At 33.8% G+C, this 19,366-nt stretch carries 15 protein-coding genes and 1 tRNA gene; 5 read left to right on the forward strand and 11 right to left on the reverse strand.

What is annotated here, in order from left to right:
- Nucleotides 1–257: outer membrane beta-barrel protein (locus ACH2BV_RS07180; protein WP_395050045.1), on the forward strand; the 257-nt coding region annotated here is incomplete at its 5' end.
- A 138-nt stretch (nucleotides 258–395) separates the two neighbouring features.
- Here ACH2BV_RS07180 and ACH2BV_RS07185 read toward each other — a convergent pair.
- From ACH2BV_RS07185 to ACH2BV_RS07205, 5 genes are all read right to left on the reverse strand, one after another.
- Nucleotides 396–1,310 (reverse strand): N-acetylmuramoyl-L-alanine amidase, encoded by a 915-nt coding sequence (locus ACH2BV_RS07185; protein ID WP_395050046.1) that lies wholly within the window; start codon nucleotides 1,308–1,310, stop codon nucleotides 396–398.
- A 36-nt stretch (nucleotides 1,311–1,346) separates the two neighbouring features.
- Entirely contained in the window at nucleotides 1,347–1,835 is a 489-nt protein-coding gene (locus ACH2BV_RS07190) for a hypothetical protein (RefSeq protein ID WP_395050047.1), read from the reverse strand.
- A 24-nt stretch (nucleotides 1,836–1,859) separates the two neighbouring features.
- Nucleotides 1,860–3,161 carry a 30S ribosomal protein S12 methylthiotransferase RimO gene (rimO, locus tag ACH2BV_RS07195; RefSeq protein ID WP_395050048.1) on the reverse strand — a complete coding sequence of 434 codons (1,302 nt, stop codon included), beginning with the start codon at nucleotides 3,159–3,161 and terminating at the stop codon, nucleotides 1,860–1,862.
- A gap of 150 nt (nucleotides 3,162–3,311) precedes the next feature.
- Complete coding sequence (locus ACH2BV_RS07200; RefSeq protein ID WP_395050049.1) at nucleotides 3,312–4,814, reverse strand: OmpP1/FadL family transporter; 1,503 nt, start codon at nucleotides 4,812–4,814, stop codon at nucleotides 3,312–3,314.
- Between the two features lie 47 nt (nucleotides 4,815–4,861).
- Nucleotides 4,862–5,740: a hypothetical protein gene (locus ACH2BV_RS07205; RefSeq protein WP_395050050.1), complete on the reverse strand. Its 879-nt coding sequence runs from the start codon at nucleotides 5,738–5,740 to the stop codon at nucleotides 4,862–4,864.
- 101 nt (nucleotides 5,741–5,841) lie between these two features.
- Between ACH2BV_RS07205 and proS the strand changes: the two genes are divergently transcribed.
- From proS to rpsT, 3 genes are all read left to right on the forward strand, one after another.
- Entirely contained in the window at nucleotides 5,842–7,320 is a 1,479-nt protein-coding gene (gene proS, locus ACH2BV_RS07210) for a proline--tRNA ligase (RefSeq protein ID WP_395050051.1), read from the forward strand.
- A 78-nt stretch (nucleotides 7,321–7,398) separates the two neighbouring features.
- A tRNA-Glu gene (locus tag ACH2BV_RS07215) sits at nucleotides 7,399–7,470 on the forward strand.
- A gap of 37 nt (nucleotides 7,471–7,507) precedes the next feature.
- Nucleotides 7,508–7,759, forward strand: a complete 252-nt coding sequence (rpsT, locus tag ACH2BV_RS07220; protein ID WP_039109573.1) for a 30S ribosomal protein S20 — start codon at nucleotides 7,508–7,510, stop codon at nucleotides 7,757–7,759.
- 63 nt (nucleotides 7,760–7,822) lie between these two features.
- Here the strand turns inward: rpsT and ACH2BV_RS07225 are convergent, their stop codons facing one another.
- Nucleotides 7,823–8,230, reverse strand: a complete 408-nt coding sequence (locus ACH2BV_RS07225) for a response regulator (RefSeq protein ID WP_395050052.1) — start codon at nucleotides 8,228–8,230, stop codon at nucleotides 7,823–7,825.
- Between the two features lies 1 nt (nucleotide 8,231).
- Entirely contained in the window at nucleotides 8,232–9,941 is a 1,710-nt protein-coding gene (locus ACH2BV_RS07230; protein ID WP_395050053.1) for a PAS domain S-box protein, read from the reverse strand.
- 160 nt (nucleotides 9,942–10,101) lie between these two features.
- On the opposite strand from ACH2BV_RS07230, the gene typA reads away from it, so the two are divergent.
- Nucleotides 10,102–11,898 carry a translational GTPase TypA gene (gene typA, locus ACH2BV_RS07235; RefSeq protein ID WP_395050054.1) on the forward strand — a complete coding sequence of 599 codons (1,797 nt, stop codon included), beginning with the start codon at nucleotides 10,102–10,104 and terminating at the stop codon, nucleotides 11,896–11,898.
- 67 nt (nucleotides 11,899–11,965) lie between these two features.
- On the opposite strand, the gene ACH2BV_RS07240 is transcribed toward typA, so the two are convergent.
- The 4 genes from ACH2BV_RS07240 to ACH2BV_RS07255 form a co-directional block, all read right to left on the reverse strand.
- Entirely contained in the window at nucleotides 11,966–12,502 is a 537-nt protein-coding gene (locus ACH2BV_RS07240; protein WP_395050055.1) for a T9SS type B sorting domain-containing protein, read from the reverse strand.
- 102 nt (nucleotides 12,503–12,604) lie between these two features.
- On the reverse strand, nucleotides 12,605–15,697 hold the full coding sequence (locus tag ACH2BV_RS07245; protein WP_395050056.1) for a hypothetical protein: 3,093 nt from the start codon (nucleotides 15,695–15,697) through the stop codon (nucleotides 12,605–12,607).
- Nucleotides 15,698–15,715: 18 nt separating this feature from the next.
- Nucleotides 15,716–16,975 carry an IgGFc-binding protein gene (locus ACH2BV_RS07250; RefSeq protein WP_395050057.1) on the reverse strand — a complete coding sequence of 420 codons (1,260 nt, stop codon included), beginning with the start codon at nucleotides 16,973–16,975 and terminating at the stop codon, nucleotides 15,716–15,718.
- Between the two features lie 23 nt (nucleotides 16,976–16,998).
- A complete protein-coding gene (locus ACH2BV_RS07255) occupies nucleotides 16,999–19,335 on the reverse strand; it encodes a choice-of-anchor L domain-containing protein (RefSeq protein ID WP_395050058.1) in 2,337 nt (778 codons plus the stop codon).
- Nucleotides 19,336–19,366 lie beyond the last annotated feature (31 nt).

The following is a 19,366-nucleotide window of genomic DNA, read 5'->3' on the forward strand; positions in this document are numbered from 1 at the left end:
TAGCTTTATATCCTTCATATGCACTTACTGATGCTTTTGCTTTAGGATTACGTGCTGAATATTTTAAATTTAAAGAAGGTTCAGGAGATAAAGATGTAACAGCTTTCACTTTATCTGGTAATTATAAAGTAGGTGGTTTCGCAATTATTCCAGAGTTGAGACTTGATAGTGCTTCTGAAGATGTATTTGTTGATTCGGATATGGCTCCTACTAAATCTGCTTCTCAATTTCTTGTAGCCGTTGTTTACGGATTCTAATTTGAGTATTCTATAATATTAAAAATATTTTTTTTACTGCCAAGAAGCTTTTTAGTGTTTTGGCAGTTTTTTTATAAATAAAAATGGCCTTTTGATTCTTTCAAAAAGCCATTTTTTATTGTAACTCATTAAAGGAAACTATTGTTTCATATAAATATTATAAATAGTATTGATAGTTTTTTCATCTAAAACACTATCAACTTCAGTTTGAATATAATGAAGTTTGAAAGCTGAAATAGCAGAAGGAAGATTTTTGGTGTTGTATCCAATGATTCTCAACGCTTGTTCCACATTGAAGTCAACTGGTGCGATTTCTAAAACTTCATCCGGCCAGATACCAAAACCATTCAAAGCTAAAAGTTTCCAAGGAAACAAGGCACTTGGATCTGTTTTTCGAGTTGGTGCAATGTCTGAATGTCCAATTATGTTTTGAGTTGGAATATTATAATCCTTCTTCAATTTTGTAAGCAAAGCTAAAAGGCTTATTATTTGTTTATCAGAAAAAGGTTTGATGCCGTTATTGTCTAATTCGATTCCTATTGATGCCGAATTAATATCAGTATTTTTGCCCCAAGAAGAAGTTCCTCCGTGCCAAGCCCTAAGGTAATCATTTACCATTTGAACGACTCTTCCATCATCAGCAATTACATAATGAGCACTTACTTGAGGTTTTGTTGTGGTAAAGGTTTTTAATGTTTGCGCTAATGAATCCTGAGCAGTATGATGAATAATAATAAAATTTGGCTTCCTAAGATTGAAATTTACGGTGCTTATCCATTCGGTACTAATGCCGTTTTGTAATGCAATTGGAGCTTTTATGGATAAAGTATCCTTGTATAGAATTAAAGGATCAACGGGAGCTAGTTCACTTGGCAATATGGCAGTATTGCTGGTTTCCAACTTAGCCGGTTCCATATTTGAAATCTTATCTTTATAGTTATGAAGCTGTTCTTTGTATGATTTTTCGCTTTTTTTATAAGGATTAGTCGAACAGGAAGTCGTTATAATTGCTATTATCAGGAAATAAATAAAGCTTATTGAGAAATGTTTCATGCCGTTTGATCGTAAGTTAAGTTCAAAAAAGAGGAATTATTTCTTTTTATCTTTTGATTTTGATTTTTTAGGATTCTTCCGTTCTTCTTTAAAAGCAAGGTATTTTTCTTTTTGATCTTTATTCAAAAAGTTCATAATCTGTCTATCAGTATTTTCTGAAAGAGCCTGAAAATCTTTTATTTGTTCGTCTTGAGTAGAATCTTGTTTTAGAATTCTGCCTTGAGTGTTGATGCTTTCAATAAGAACATTAGATATGGCAATTACTTGAAGCTCGTCAAGTTCAACAGCAGGTTTCATGTCCTCCATTACTTTGGCAACAGTTACTTCAGCAGGTATTTCTTTTGGTTTTTCGGGTTCACTTCGTTGGTTTATTCCGCCCATTTGGCTCATTCCGCCCCGATTTCCATATCCATTTCCACCGTATCCATTATTTCCACCGTAACCACCATTTCCATATTGTGCAGAAATTGTAGTAATCGATAATAACATAAATAAGATTGCTAAAAATGTTTTTGTCGTTTTCATATTTAGAGTTTTAAAATTGTAAATTTAAACAGGTTCTGCAAATAAATCAAACTCTGTTGCATCAGTAATTTTCACCATTACAAATTCTCCAGTTTTTACATAATGTTTTGACGCGTCAATAAGGACTTCATTGTCAACATCCGGACTGTCGAATTCGGTTCTTCCCACAAAATGCTCGCCTTCTTTTCTGTCGATAATACAACGAAAGGTTTTACCAATTTTTTCTTGGTTCAAATCCCAGGAAATTTGCGATTGAATTTCCATAATTTCGTTGGCACGATCTTGTTTCACGTTTTCGGGAACATCGTCAACCAAATCATAAGCACCTGTATTTTCTTCATGTGAATAAGTAAAACAGCCTAAACGCTCGAACTTCATTTCCTGCACCCAATCTCTCAAAATTTCGAAATCTTCCTGAGTTTCGCCAGGATAACCAACAATTAATGTGGTTCTAATGGTCATTCCGGGAACAGCTTTGCGAAATTCTTGCAATAATTTGGTAGTTTTTTCTTTCGTCGTTCCACGTTTCATGGATTTCAAAATCGAATCAGAAATGTGTTGCAAAGGAATATCGATATAATTACAAATCTTAGGTTCGCGCTTCATAATTTCCAAAACATCCATTGGGAAACCAGTAGGAAAGGCATAATGCAAACGAATCCATTCAATACCTTCGACTTTTACCAATGCTTCTAATAATTCTCCAAGATTACGTTTTTTGTATATATCTAAACCATAATAAGTCAAATCTTGGGCAATCAATATTAATTCTTTCACGCCATTTTTAGCCAAACCTTCGGCTTCTCTTACCAGTTTTTCTATGGTTTGTGAAACGTGTTTGCCTCTCATTAATGGAATGGCACAAAAACTACAAGGTCTGTCGCAGCCTTCGGCAATTTTTAAATAAGCATAATTTTTTGGAGTCGTCGTCAAACGTTCGCCTAGCAATTCATGTTTATAATCAGCTCCCAAAGCTTTTAGTAATGCAGGCAATTCGGTTGTGCCAAAGAATTGGTCAACATTGGGTATTTCTTTTTCTAAATCAGGTCTGTAACGTTCGGATAAGCATCCGGTTACAAAAACTTTATCGACTAAACCTCGCTCTTTTTTGTCAGCATATTCTAAAATCATATTTACTGATTCTGCCTTGGCATTATCAATAAATCCACAGGTATTGATAACAACGATGTTTCCTTCTTCTTCGTGAACGACATCTTTTCCGCTGGCTTTTAGTTGCCCCATTAGCACTTCACTGTCGTACACATTTTTTGAACACCCTAGAGTGATCACGTTTATTCTATTTTTTTTTAAAGACTTGGTTCTCATATATTTATAATCCCTATAATTTGGGAAGTTGGCAAAATTACAATTTTTATTTTAAGGAGCATAAATCTTTGTTTATTTATGAGCTTTTGAAATCAAAAAACCACTTCAATAAATGAAATGGTTTTCTATTAAAATTTATTATCTAAAAGGCTACATTTCAAACAATAAAGTCATTGAGAAGTTATTGTTTGTTCTATTGATTCCGGCTCCATCAGTAAAACCTTGGTTAAAGAATCCTTGTTGCGAATTCCTTTGTGCATTAGAATATGAAAAATCTAATTTAAACATCCCAAAATTATATCCTAAACCTCCGGAAAAACTATTCAAGTCACCAATAGTTGTTCCGTTTTTGTATGGACTTTCTTCAAAACGATATCCGCCTCGAAGACTCCATTCCTTGATTTTATATTCGGCACCTATTCTCAGTTCCCCTGAATTATTAAGAATGTTATTCATTTCATTATTTACTTCTCTATAATAAGGGTCATTTTCTGGTCTAAAATGAGTGCTACCATAATCTTTTATGGAGTAATCAATGCTTATTAATCCGGTTTTCCCAAAGACATATGCAAAACTTCCAGTGAGTTTCCCTGGAGTATCTAATTCGTAAGGAGCATAATAATTGATAATTTGTGAGTCTGGAATATCTGGGGGTAATTCATTAATAGTATTTGCACTCACAGCAACTAATTTTTGCGAGAACTCATCACTCAAATTATACCATACAGGCGAATCATAAGCCAATCCCAAACGAATTTCATTCGAGACTTTTGCAATGGCTCCAATTTGAAATGAAAATCCTGTGCCGTAAGTGTATAAGTTATTATCAAAGCGTAAGTTTTTTACAGTATATTCAGCATTCACAGGGTTATTATTGTGTTCATAAAAACTTGAAGATTGTGTAAAATCTGTGAAATGCGAATTTAAGTTTATGCCTAAATACAATTTATCTTTATATGAAGTGGCAGCGTTAAAAGATAATTTTCCGTTATATCCATTAGAATAGATGCTATTTTCCTGATGATAATTGCCACCAGCAGTAACGTTTGAAACATATTGTGTGTTGTTGTCGGTATCATTTACTGGATTGATTGCATAGCCCCAGTATCCCAAATAAGCTTGTTGACCTCCGTGATCTAATTCGCCATAGCTTGAGTTATCTAAAACGGTTTTTGGTACACCATTTGCATAACTTACAAAATAATTGGCAACAGAATTAGTTGGATTAGTTCCAGCAGAAAATACTGAATTGTCAAAATTATTCATATTTTCATAGTTGATCGCCATCGAAAACTTTTTCCAATCACCAGATGGATTTTGGTTTTTAAAAACAAAAACACCTCCAGTCTGATTCAAGTCAAAAGAATTGTCAGAAGTTGAAGTGGTTGTTCCAAAATAATTAGAATCATTTTTCGTATTGAAAGTACTTAGGGTTATCGTGATTTGATTATTTGTAAAAACGGCAGAACCTGCAGGATTTACATTTATGGATGACAAATCTCCGCCAAGTGCTCCAAAAGCACCACTCATAGCTCTGAAACGAGCTGTTCCGTTTAAATTATCTTGTGCATAACGAATGACGTCAGGAATTTCTTGTGATTGAGCAACACTAAAAGTGAACCCAGCAAATAAAAGGAATAAGTAATTTTTCATCTTTTTTCAATTAAGGTTTTATACTTTTTTACAAAACGAAAAAACAATTATCTTCTTCCACCGCCACCGCCACCGCCAGATGATCTTCCACCGCCACTATATCCGCCACCGCCAGACGATCTACTGCTACTGCTTCCGCTATTATAGCTATTTGAACTATTTGAGCTAGGACTATAAGTTCTTGTGTTGGAATAGCTAGAACTTCTGGTGCCGTTTGTATTAGTGTTAGTTCTTGTTCTTGACGAATTATAGTTAGAATTATTTTGGGTATAATCTCTTGTCATAAATGACGAACTGTTTCTAGTTGCGCTATTGGTAGAACCTCTTCTAACATTAGAATAATTTGTTCCTCGTGTTGCATTGGTTTGGCTTTGAGAATATCTACCGCCATCTACCCTATTGCCGTAAGAAGAACCTCTTCGGCTTGAATTATAGGAATAATTGTTATTATAGCCATATCCGTAATAAGGATAGTATCCACCATAGTAAGGATAACCCCAACCATATCCATAGTAAGGATAACCCCAACCGTAACCATAATATGGGTAGCCATATCCATAACCGTAACCACCATAATAAGGATAACCATATCCAAAACCAAAACCAAAACCAAATGACATACTCCAAGGATCCGCATATACATTTACAGAAGTTGTTGAAGTATTGTTTCCCCAGTCAGGATAGTCTTGGGTTATTACTACAGTTGTGTCATTTATAGTGTTATTTTCATTTTGCAAAGAGTTAAAATACTCTTTGTAATGATTGCTTGAACTAGTTTGAGTTACATTTCCTGAAGCTCCATATATACCGTCATTGTTATAATAAGAACTATTTTGATAAGACCCACAAGATGTTAGTAGAGCACTTAAAAATCCAATCAATGAATAAAGTATAGCTTTTTGGGAGGAAAAAATATTAGTTTTCATATCAATAGGGTTTTTTATTGTTGGACAATACAAAAATAGTTAGTTTTGCGGAACTATTTAGTTAAAATTAACAAAACAAAATTTGTGCCAAACTATTCAATATGAGCAAGAACCTAACCACACGAGAAGAAGATTATTCAAAATGGTATAACGAGCTGGTTGTAAAAGCCGATTTAGCTGAAAATTCAGGAGTTAGAGGATGTATGGTTATCAAACCTTACGGCTATGCAATTTGGGAAAAAATGCAAGCAGAATTAGATAGAATGTTCAAAGAAACAGGGCATCAAAACGCTTATTTTCCTTTGTTTGTTCCAAAAAGTATGTTTGAAGCCGAAGAAAAAAATGCCGAAGGTTTCGCCAAAGAATGTGCCATTGTGACTCATTATAGATTGAAAAATGACCCTGATAATCCGGGTAAATTAATGGTAGATCCCAATGCAAAACTCGAAGAAGAACTCATTGTTCGTCCTACAAGTGAAGCAATAATTTGGTCCACTTATAAAGGATGGGTTCAATCTTATAGAGATTTACCTTTATTAATTAATCAATGGGCAAATGTTGTTCGATGGGAAATGAGAACTCGATTGTTTCTTAGAACGGCTGAGTTTTTATGGCAAGAAGGACATACCGCTCATGCAACAAGAAGTGAAGCTATTGAGGAATCTGAAAAAATGATGAATGTATATGCTGATTTTGCCGAGAATTTTATGGCAATTCCAGTGATAAAGGGTTTGAAAACTGAAACCGAACGTTTTGCAGGCGCTGAAGAAACCTATTGTATCGAAGCCTTAATGCAGGATGGTAAGGCATTGCAAGCCGGAACTTCACACTTTTTAGGGCAGAATTTCGCCAAAGCTTTTGATGTAAAATTTGCAAATGCCGAAGGAAAACAAGAACATGTATGGGGAACTTCTTGGGGAGTTTCTACTAGATTGATGGGTGCTTTGGTAATGACTCATTCAGATGATAAAGGATTAGTTTTACCTCCATCTTTGGCGCCAATTCAAGTGGTTATTGTTCCTATTTATAAAACAGAGGAACAATTAGAAGAAATCTCTGCTGTAGTGAATAAATTAACTTCAGAATTAAAAAAACTTAATATTTCTGTGAAATTTGACAATAGAACAACTCAAAAACCAGGATTTAAGTTTGCTGAATGGGAATTAAAAGGAGTTCCTGTTCGAATTGCAGTAGGACCAAAGGATATAGAAAACGGAACTTTTGAGGTTGCAAGACGCGATAATTTGTCAAAAGAGATAGTTTCTAAAGACGGAATTGCGATTTATATCAAAAATCTTTTGGAACAAATTCAAGTCGATTTATTTAATAAAGCTCTTGATTATCGAGATACTCATATAACGGAAGTAAATAGTTTTGAGGAGTTTGTAGCTGTTTTAGATGGTAAAGGAGGCTTTGTATCTGCTCATTGGGACGGAACTGCTGAAACTGAAGAGAAAATAAAAAACTTGACAAAAGCTACTATTAGATGTATCCCTTTAAATAGAGTAGAGCAGGCTGGAACCTGTATTCTCACTGGGAATTCTTCGATTGGAAGAGTTTTATTTGCGAAGGCATATTAAAAAAAAATAATTTTTTTTGCGCCTACTATTGCACGTCTAAAAAATAGTTGTATTTTTGCATCCGCATTACAGAAGGATGGTCCCTTCGTCTATCGGTTAGGACGCCAGGTTTTCATCCTGGTAAGAGGGGTTCGATTCCCCTAGGGACTACAATAAAAAATTAATAAAGAAAAAATCATTCAAGAAAATGGCAAATCATAAGTCAGCTTTAAAGAGAATTAGAAGCAACGAAAAAAGAAGAGTTTTAAACAGATATCAACATAAAACTACTCGTAATGCAATTAAAGCATTAAGAATAGCAACTGATAAAGTAGATGCTACTTCAAAATTGTCAAGCGTAATATCTATGATTGATAAATTAGCTAAAAAGAATATCATTCATGATAACAAAGCGTCTAATTTAAAATCTAAATTAACGAAACACGTAGCTAAATTGTAATAATTACAATTTGTTAATATAGAAAAGCCCCGCAGTTTGCGGGGCTTTTTTTATGGAGTATTATTAAATTTTATCTTTTAAGTATTCGAGCATTTCTTTAGAAATGGGTTTTGATAAAAAATCAATTACCATTGGATATTTTTTTGATTTTTCTAAATCTTCAGGATCAATTGTTGAGGAAAGAATGATAACTTTTGTATCATTATAATCAGAATACTCTGCGGTACTAAAACTATCCAAAAAATCCCAGCCTCCCATTACGGGCATATTTAAATCTAAAAAGATCAATTGGGGTTGTTTTTTAAATTCGCTATTGGAATTAGTTTGATTGAGTGCATTAAAGTATTTAAGAGCTTCTTCTCCGTTTTTGGCTGTAGCTATTTCATTTGAAAAAGATGCCTTGGTAATGACCATTTTGCATAACATCAGAGTTATGGGGTCGTCATCAATGCATAAAACTGTTTCTAACATTTTATTTATTTTTAAACGTTAATGTAAATGTAGTTCCAATATTAACTTTACTTTCTATACTAATAGTTCCTCCCATAGTTTCCACTTGGGATTTTACAAGATATAACCCTAATCCTTTGCTGTCAGGATAGTCATGAAATCTTTGATAGAGTCCGAAAATTTTATCTCTATTTCTTTCTAAATCGATTCCAATTCCGTTATCCTTAAAGATTAAAACAACATCATCATCAAATTGTTTGGCCGTTATATTTATTTTTAATTTTCGGGTTTCGGATTTGTATTTTATCGCATTTGTCAATAGGTTTAATAAAATACTCTCTAAGTAAGACTTGTTTGTATTTAAAAATGAGACTTGTTCAAAGTCAAATTTTATTATGGGTTTGTGCAAGCCAATTAGAAATTCAAGTTGACTAAAAACGTCTTCAAAAATGTCTTTTAGCATTAGATTCTCCTTTTCAATAGATGGATTGTCTTTAATGATGATTACTTTTACCAAGTCATTAATTGTGTCGTTTAACAAATGAGTAGATTTATTAAATCCATCCAAAATTTCTTTTAGTTCTGGATCTTTTATAGGAATATCGTTAATTAAATTCAATAGCCCGGTTAAGTTTGATAATGGTGCTCTAAGATTGTGTGAAGTAATATAGGAGAATTGTTGTAAATCTTTATTGTTTTGAGTTAACTCCTTTATAAGTTGCTCTTTTTCAACTTCTTGCTTTTTCTCTTCTGAAATGTCTCTTTGAATCGAAACCCAATGCGAAAGTTCTCCATCTGAATCATAAACAGGCAACATTGAGAAGTTGACCCAATATTCATCTTTGTTTTTTTTGTAACTGAGAGTTTCTACCTGACATTCTTCTTTGTTTTTAATAGCGTCAATTAGTTTTTTATATTCTTGGCTGTCAGAATTAGGACCCTTAAAGATATTTGGTGATTTTCCAATAATTTCATCGGAATTGTATCCTGAAGTAACAGAAAATGCGGGATTTACATAAACGATATTAGGTATTTTTTCGTTATTTAAATCAGCTTCGGTGATAATAACGGAATCTTTGGTGTGAGTAATTACGGTTTCTAACAATTTAAGTCGTTGTTCTTCTTCTTTTTGTTTGGTTATGTCTTGAATTGCTCCAATCATTCTCACGGATTTTCCATTTTCATCCTTTAAGATAAATCCCCTATCTAAAACGTATTTATAAGAACCATCGGCACATTTAAATCGATATTGATCTTGCCATTTTTCGGTTTTTTGTTCGATAAAGGAATATAGTTTTATTGACATTTTAATGCTGTCCTCCGGATGAATGTTATCAAACCACCATTTAGAACTTTCCCCTATCTGATCTTGTTTGTACCCAAAAACACCTTCAATTCCTTTGTTCCAGGTCATTCTGTCTTCCTGAATTTTCCAATCCCAAATGGTATCACTCGTTGCTTTTGACACAATATCATATCTCTCATTAGACTCTTTAATTTCATTATTTGTATGCTGCAATTTTTTAAAGATTTCAGAATTTTTAATGTCATTTTTGTATAAAACATACTTAAGAATTATTCCGGAGATAAATATAAATAAGATGTCATTTATAAAACTGAATGAATGATGATATGCTGGTAGAATATTTTTTAACACTTCACGATAAGTAATAGCCAAAAATATGGATACAAGTATGTAAACTATGGTTATTTGATTCGTCTTGTTTTTCATTATTCAAATATAATTAAATTATTAGGTAATTAATAAAAATCATTTAAAACTTATTTTATGAGATTTTTTGAATGCTATTTTGTTAACAAATTGCAAACAATTACATAAAGATTTTTTATATGAAAATAAAGTGTACCTTTGCAACCTTAAAAAAATTCAGATGGAAGCTATTAGAAACATTGCAATTATTGCCCACGTCGATCACGGTAAAACTACTTTGGTTGATAAAATTATGTATCATTGTCATTTATTTCGTGACAACCAGAATGCTGGAGACTTAATTCTTGATAATAATGACTTGGAGCGTGAAAGAGGTATTACAATTACATCTAAAAATGTTTCTGTAGTTTATAAAGGAATAAAAATTAACATTATTGATACTCCTGGTCACGCCGATTTTGGTGGAGAAGTTGAGCGAGTACTTAATATGGCAGACGGAGTTTGTCTATTAGTCGATGCTTTTGAAGGTCCAATGCCACAAACACGTTTCGTATTACAAAAAGCACTTGACCTTGGTTTAAAACCATGCGTTGTTATTAATAAAGTTGATAAAGAAAACTGTACTCCTGAAGAAGTTCATGAAAAAGTTTTCGATTTAATGTATGAATTGGGTGCTGAAGAGTGGCAATTGGATTTTCCAACTGTTTATGGTTCAGCTAAAAATAACTGGATGTCTGATCATTGGGAAAACGTAACTGATAATGTTGAAGCATTGTTAGATATGGTTATTGAAAATGTACCAGCTCCAAAAGTATCTGAAGGAACACCACAAATGTTGATTACATCTTTAGATTTTTCTGCATTTACTGGTCGTATCGCGATTGGTCGTCTTGAAAGAGGTGTCTTAAAAGAAGGAATGCCAATTTCTTTGGTAAAAAGAGATGGGAAAATTACAAAATCAAGAATAAAAGAATTACACACTTTTGAAGGTTTAGGACGTAAAAAAGTGCAAGAAGTAATTGCTGGAGATATTTGTGCAATAATTGGAGTGGAAGGTTTTGAAATTGGTGATACTATCGCTTGTTTTGAAAATCCAGAAGCTTTACAAACCATTGCTATTGATGAGCCTACAATGAGTATGTTGTTTACTATTAACGATTCACCTTTCTTTGGTAAAGAAGGAAAATTTGTAACTTCTCGACATATTAGAGACAGATTGACAAAAGAATTGGAAAAAAACCTTGCAATGAAATTGGGTGAAACTGATTCAGCTGATAAATTTATGGTTTTTGGACGTGGAGTTCTTCACTTATCAGTTCTTATTGAAACAATGAGAAGAGAAGGATATGAAATGCAAATTGGTCAACCGCAAGTTATTATTAAAGAAATTGATGGTAAAAAATGTGAGCCAATTGAGGAATTAACTATCGATTTACCAGAGAATCTTTCTGGTAGAGCTGTAGAGTTTGTTTCTATCCGAAAAGGTGAAATGTTGAGTATGGAAGGTAAAGGAGAACGTATGATTATAAAATTCAATATTCCATCTCGTGGAATTATCGGATTGCGTAACCAATTGTTGACTGCTACCGCCGGTGAAGCAATTATGTCACACCGTTACATAGGATATGAGCCTTTCAAAGGAGAAATTCCTGGACGTAATAATGGTTCGTTAATCTCTATGGAAAATGGAAAAGCAATTCCTTATTCTATTGATAAATTACAAGATCGTGGTAAATTCTTCGTTAGTCCTAATGATGAAATTTACGAAGGTCAAGTAATTGGAGAAAATTCTCGCAGCGATGATATGTGTGTGAACGTTACTAAAATGAAAAAACAATCTAATGTTCGTTCTTCTGGAAATGATGAGAAAGCAAGGATTATCCCTCCAATTATTTTTTCATTGGAAGAAGCTTTAGAATACATTCAAAAAGATGAATATGTTGAGGTTACTCCAAAATCTATTCGTTTGAGAAAAATCTATTTGACAGAGACTGATAGAAAAAGATTTAAAATCTAATCTATGTTTATATTAGAAAAGCCATTCGAAAGAATGGCTTTTTTTATGCTTTATATCTGAGTTTCATTTACCGTTTCAAACTAAAATGACCTTTTGCTTCTCTTCCGTCTTCTAGTTTTATTGTGTACCAATAATCATCTGATGGTAATGGGGTTCCGTTAAAGGTTCCATCCCAACCTTCACTTGATGCAGGAACCCATTGTTTGAGGAGTTTTCCATATCTATCAAAAATATAAATGATGGAATTGGTATTGAAACTAGCATTTACTCCTTTTACACTCCAATAATCATTGTATCCGTCATTGTTTGGAGTGAAAAATTTTGGCACACCAACAACGGCAATCGTGGTTTTAGTAATTGGCCTGCATCCATTTTTATCATTAATGTAAACATCGTGAATTCCAGCTGGCACATTCCCAAAGAAATTGGAATCTTGATAAGGTCCATAATATTCGTCTAAACTGTATTCATAAACGCCTGTTCCTGTTACATTCACTGTAACAGTATTGATGTCAGTCATATCAACAATTTTAATAGAATCTATATGTGCCACATCCGAAGCAGTAACTTTGATTGTTCGTTTGTGACCGTAACCACAACCCAAGCTATTTAGTACTTCAACAGTATATACACCTTCTTAATTTACATCTAAAGTATAGTCTGTTTTACCAATTAGAATAGTTCCGTCTTTTGACCATACATAAGTTTAATTGTCCGGTGAAGAGCCATCCTTAATACCCGCATTGAGTTGAACATAGAAAGTAGGATCGTTTGTACAGACGAATTCATCTTCACCTCCATCTGCGTTCAAATTTATTTTTGGAAGAGGAAGCACTACAAATGGAATAGTTATCGAGGCGCTACAAGTTGTGTTGATTGAATTTTCATCAACAACTTTTACATTTTGCGTCCTGGTAATGAATGGATTTGGCAACGGACTTGGTAATGAATTTCCATTTTCGTCAAAGTATTTTACAGTCATTCCAATTTGCCCGTTCAAAATTGTTGTTTGAAAAGTAGATGTATCAAAAGCATATTTTCCATCTTGAGTGATTGGATCTAACTCATCATCGCAAATTGTTGTCAATGAAACCGGAACGGCGAAAGCTTCCGGTAGATCATCAACAATAAATTGAATGGTTGTTTCATCATAACATTTCAAAGTTGTATTATTAGTGACGACAGCTTTTATGGTTTGTGAGGTTGTTGAGAAAGTAGCAGGAAATGGGCTGTTAATCAGAACACCATTTGAATCCTTCAAAGGATTATTTGCAGCATCAAAATAGGTCACAGTAACCGGAAACGTTTGGTTCGTTCCTAATAAAGTGGTTTCTAAAGAAGCCGTATTAAAAATATATATTCCATCCTGATCGTCATCGCATTGTCTTGGAATTGAAACAGGATTTGCAAAAGGTAATTTTTCAACTGTTAAAGTCACAAAGGGACCTAAACCATAACAAGCATTGTCTACATCGCTATCGACACGAACCCAAATATCTTGAGTAATTGGATAACCAATATTTCTATAATTGACAATGTCAGTAATAACATTCAGTTCAGATAAGGCATCAGCCTGATTCCTATAATAATTGATATTGTAAACAACTCCAACTGTTGTTGGTAAAAGACTTTGAATGATTGCTTTAGTTGGACTTAAGTCAAAAGTTGCAATTCCGTCTCGTTTATTATTGTTGGCATTATTATTTCCATTACTGTCCAAGAAGTCATCACAAGCAGGAGGAACTTGAATGTTGTAAGTTGAAGGGATATTGGTTGCCAAAACTTTTAAGGTTATTTGCGAAGTTCTAAAACATCCATTTGAATTTGCAACTCTAGCCCAAACTGGCATTGAGCCTGCAGTTGTGTTTGTAAATGCTAATGGTGTTGCAATCAATTGTGCCGGAATTGCAGTATTAGCTCCACCCAAAGAAGTGTAATAAGTAAAAGTCTCATTGGCAGAGTCACTTGAAATGACATTGTTTTTTACCGTTAGATTAAAACTAGAAATCGCATCTAAATCATCATCACATTGTATAATAGAAATGTCATTGACAACTGGTAAAACATATACTGTCAAAGTGGTTTCAGCTGAAGTCAAACCACAAGAGTTTCCATTCTTGCTCAATTGAACGCGATATTTGTAACCATTCATCGAATTAGTCACACTTGTCAATAATAAGGTATTTGTTGTTGTTCCGGAATAAGTTGTATTATCAGCAAGATTATTCCAAGTAATGCCATCGCTCGAAAGTTGCCATTGATACGCATTTACACCATTATCAACTAAAGTTATTGTTGCATTTTGTAATTCGCAAGTTGGCGCAACTATGGGTTGTGTTGTTATTAAAATTGGCGCAGAAGTAATGTAATTTATATTTGGAGTTGAGTAACCAATCCCACTAGTAACAATTCCATTTAAATCAACTGTAGGCGGAGCAATTCCTCCAAGAAGTCCATCGCCATTGGCATCTGTAAAGCCTGCTTCAATGACATCATAACACAAATCCTTATCAAGGTCTAAATCACGGTAATTTCGAATTCCATCAGCATCTGAGTCAATTCCAGTTTCAACTGAATCCAGAATTCCGTCGTTATCACTATCTAAATCTAAATAATCTAAAACTCCGTCATTGTCAGTATCAACTGGTATCAATCCTGGTTCAAAAGCATTGTCTAGTCCGTCATTATTAGTATCATTATTTGATAAAGAAACCGAAGCGTTTATTTGTGCTTCAATTGTATCTGGGTTTTCATCATTGTCGCTGTCGGAATCCAATTGATCGGCGATTCCATCGCCATCAGAATCTTTTGGAATACAAGCTGTAAAAAACTTTAAAGTTGATTTATTTGGCAGGTCGTCAGATAGATTTTTATGCGTAAAACTGATGGTATTTGACAAATAAGTCAAAAACTTGAAAGTTCCAGTTCCGGCGGCTAAAGGAGTTGTGTTGTTGAGTCTAAATCTTATTTCAAATGAAGAATACTCAGTTACTCCGGTTTCGTAAATACCATCATAATTGGTGTCAATTAATAGTTGATTGTTTGGATTGAGAACCGTTATGGTTTTATTAATGTCTGAATTCACAACATATTCGGCATCAGCATTTAATAAATCAGAAGAATTCGCTGCAGGAACATATTCAATTCCTACACTTATTGGTTGTGCAAAAGTCATTGTATAGGTTACGCTGTTGTCTTTTCCAGCAGGAATTTCAGTTACAAAACTGCCATCTGCACTTCCCGTAAATGTTCCTGCTGGTAATCCAGTTCCTGCTGTTGAAATTGTTCCAGTAAATGAATTGGAATAATTGCCAACACTAATATTTCCTAGATTAGGATTCGAAACATTGATGTCTTGATTGCCATACGATTCAGTGCAATTAGTAATTCCGTCATTGTCATTGTCTAAATCAATGTTGTCGTTAGCCAAATCATTATCTAAATTGGTAGGACATTCACTTACAGGAATTTTATCTGAAAAAATAGTCGTTCCACAAGCAGAAATAGAACCTCTTACTTGATAAAATCCAGGCTGAGTTGGAGTATAAGAATTGCTTGTAGCATCTGAAATTTCAGCATCATTTTTATACCATTGAAAGACGTCATAGGATGACAAAGTGTTAATTTTTAAAACTACATTTGGAATACAAGAAGAATTGATAACCGATAATTTGTCGGATACAATTTCGGGTTTCAAGTCGAAACCGGAATAATAACCACCATAAGTGGCTGCGCCATTGGTGCCAAAATAAGAAACATAAACTTGTTTTGTAGATTTTACGCTAATATTTCCAGTCAAACCATTGATGGTATATCTCTAAAAACCAGGATTTCCTATTATCGCAACTGCTGAAGCTGTGATATTCGCCCCATTTATTTTGACTAAAGCATCTGTTTCTGTAACTATGTTTAAACCTCCAACAAAAGTTGTGTTTCCGATTGATTGAATTTGTGGAATATTATCGACGGAGTTTGGTGTGGCGCAATTTAATGGTGGTACAAAAAATAAATTTTGATTGGCAGAAGGATTGTTAGTTGTGTTAGATCCTCCAATACTTTGATAAGCAAAAACACTTTCGGATGTTGTAACATATAAATTTCCATCAATAAATTGACTACCATCTATGACAACATTGTCACCGGTATTAACTAATGTGGTAAAAGGAGTCGGGCTTCCATACAAATAAACTATTGTGTTTGGATTATGTGCAATTAGTAATACGCGCTCCAATTCGTTTGTTCCGATACCTTTTACAAAAATGTATTCCTTTCCTGTTTTTTCAAAAGAAACTATTTGATCAAAACCTATATCCCTTCCGCTATTACCTTGAGCATTAACAACCGAACTATTACTCCCTCCAAATGAACCAGAATTCACGACTACCGGTTTGTTAGATTCAACTAAAGCCCCAATCATTTTGGAACTGTTAGAAATTGGATTCCCATCATTAATGTTTTCTAACGCTATAACATAGCTTTCGTTCTTGTTTAAAGTTTTGATTATTGGACCAATATAAGTTGTGCCGTCTGAAAAAATTGTTCCAACGGGAATATTAGAAATTGTAATTACGGTATTGCTTTCTGTGGATAGAATTGATGCAAAATTCAATAAACTTTGATCATAAAGAGGATTGAGCATTGCACCTAGTCTAAATATTTTTCCAAGTGCACTATTTCCTTTGGATACAAGTCCTCCAGCATGATTATATCCTCCGGTATTATTTAAGGAAGCATTAACTCTTACACTTACATAAACTAAATCTTCGGCTTCAACAATATAACCCTTATTTTGTACAATTCCAATACTAGTTTTTGGCGTGAATAATTGAGATGTGTCACCTTGTCCAATAAAGTGCCTGTAAGGTTTAGTATTGCTTACGACTCCATTTATTATAGTTCCACCAATTTCAATAATTTTAAAGTTAACGTTGGTTGTATTCGGAGTCGAAATATATAAATATTGGTCTTCCGCCATATTGCTTTGAGCCGTTAATGGCGGAATATAATGCGTTTTGCTAAACTGTGCTAAACAACTTATGGAGGAGAAAACAAAGAATAGAAAAAGTGTTTTTTTCATTTGCTAAAAATAATAAATATTAGCTACCTTTTTAATGAAAAATGGCCTTTTATTATTTTCCCATCACCAAAGTTTAAAGTGAACCAATAGTCGGTGGCAGGTAAGTTAATTTTAAGATATGTACCATTCCAGCTGGGATTAATAGCAGTAAGTTCATTGAGAAATTTGCCATAGCGGTCATAAATAGTTGTAGTTGCTTTAGGAAATAAATCAAGATTTTTTATTCCCCAAACATCATTAAAACCGTCACCATTTGGAGTAAAAAAGCGTGGATAATCCAAAACATAAATTTCAAAAGGGGCTGATAATCCACAACCATTTTTATCACGTACATAAGCCAAATAATTTCCTGGAGCAATTCCTGTAAACAATGGATTGTCTTGAAAATAAGAGCCGTCAAGCGAAAATTCATAATTACCAACTCCGGTATATTGTATTAAAACTGAATTCTCGTTTGCTGCAAAATCATTTACTATAGCACCTGTAATTGTTGCAATTTCGGAACTTGTAACAATGAATTTTTTAATAACCGTGCAAATATTTGCATCCGTAACAGTAACTGAATAATTGCCTGCAGCTGAAATAGGAATCACATTTGTAGTAGCGCCAGTATTCCATAAATAGCTCGAAAAGCCCGAAGAAACTGAAAGAGTAGTTGTAATCCCTTTGCACAAAAAAGATAATTCGTCCTGAAAATTGGGTGGGTTGAATGTGTTAACTACTAGCATTATTGAAACGATACCATAACAATCAGGACCGTTTACAATTCGGGCCTTAATAATTTGTTGGTTTGCTGCTGTATTACTGAAAATATTGGGTAAAGGATTTTTTTGAGAAATGGCATCACTTGTGTTTAAATAATATTCAACTATCATTCCTGCTGGCAATCCAAACAATACTTGTGGTGTCACTTGTGCATTCAAATCAAATTTATATAGACCGTCTTGAACTGCATCTCCATCACAAGTGGATACAGAAATTTGTGTGGCGATGGAATTGTTGGCTATAACAAGTTTAACTTCAGCATAATTTGCACAACCAAAAGTATTTGTAACTCGGGCAAAAAGAGATGGAATTGAAGGTTTGTTTTGATATGTTGCAGGATTCGCAATCGGATTTAATTTTCCTTTCGCGTCAGATAGGGATTCATAATAAACTACGGCACTTAAAGTCAAATCACTGTTTTTTATGATGTTGTCTACTTTGGTTAAATTAAAAATAGTTATTCCATTACCATCATCATCACATTGCGCCAAAGTTAAGTCTGATAAAACAATTTTGGGAGTGAATTCTATTCTTATTTCGCCAGTTGCCGTACAATTTGGATTTCCCAATTCGACTTCAACCCTATATTTGCCTGTGTCAGTTACGGTAAGAGAAGGATTTGTTTGCCCTGAAATTGGTGTTAGTGAGCCATCTTTATACCATCTATAAGTATAGGTAGGCGATAATTGTGTGTTAATTACATAGCTATTTCCATCACAAATAGGATTATTTGTTATTAATCGATCTGGACCTAAGTCTATTTTTGGAGAAAAGCTTCCAGCTTGCAGAAATACAGCTGAGTCAAAATCTTTGGAACCATCATCGGAAATTACCAATTTTATGTGATAGGTTGTTCCCACGACTACATTCGTTTGCGCATTCATAACTATGGTCTGTCCGGCATAATTTATTAGGCTGGTATTGGTCGGCGAAATATTAGAGCTTCCAAAATAGTTTTCATTTTTTCCGGGGCAACTTTTTACATTTCCAGAACCGTCTGTAAAACTGATTGACGAGTGAATGTTTTTAGAGGATACAGGAGTTGTTGTCGCGGGAATTACTGCCAAGTTTTGATAATTTGCGGTACTGCCTTTTTCTTTTATCAGAAAGGCAAAACCATCAGAAAAGCGACAAGGAAAATCATCCTGATATTCATTTGACGCAAAAATATAATTAAAACTCAAGAAACTGGTCAGTGGTACGAAATCAAATTCCAAAGACGTTGCATTAATAGTAGAGGTAATGCTTAATGCCTGATTCAAATCGGCATCGCCTAACCAAGAAGTACTTCCTTTACCCTGATTTCTGACAAAAGGTCCCACAGAATTTATGCTACTCCAAGTGCTTAAGACTATGCCTTCTTTAAAAGGAAAACTCCCACCAGCATTAGTAAATTCACCATAACTATTATATCCAGGAGTGAAATTATCACCACTTACGGAAAAATTAGTGAAGTTGGCACAAGCACTGTTTACCAGTTTTTCAACAAGTTGTTGGGCTGTTTTAGTATCATCAACAGTAATATTTTGTGCAGATACAATAAATGTATTGCAACATAAAAATGTGAAAAATATAATTGTTTGTGCCCATTTCATAGTATTACAAATATAATATAAATGAGTGTTT

The organism is Flavobacterium sp. (assembly GCF_043780635.1).
Taxonomy (GTDB): domain Bacteria; phylum Bacteroidota; class Bacteroidia; order Flavobacteriales; family Flavobacteriaceae; genus Flavobacterium.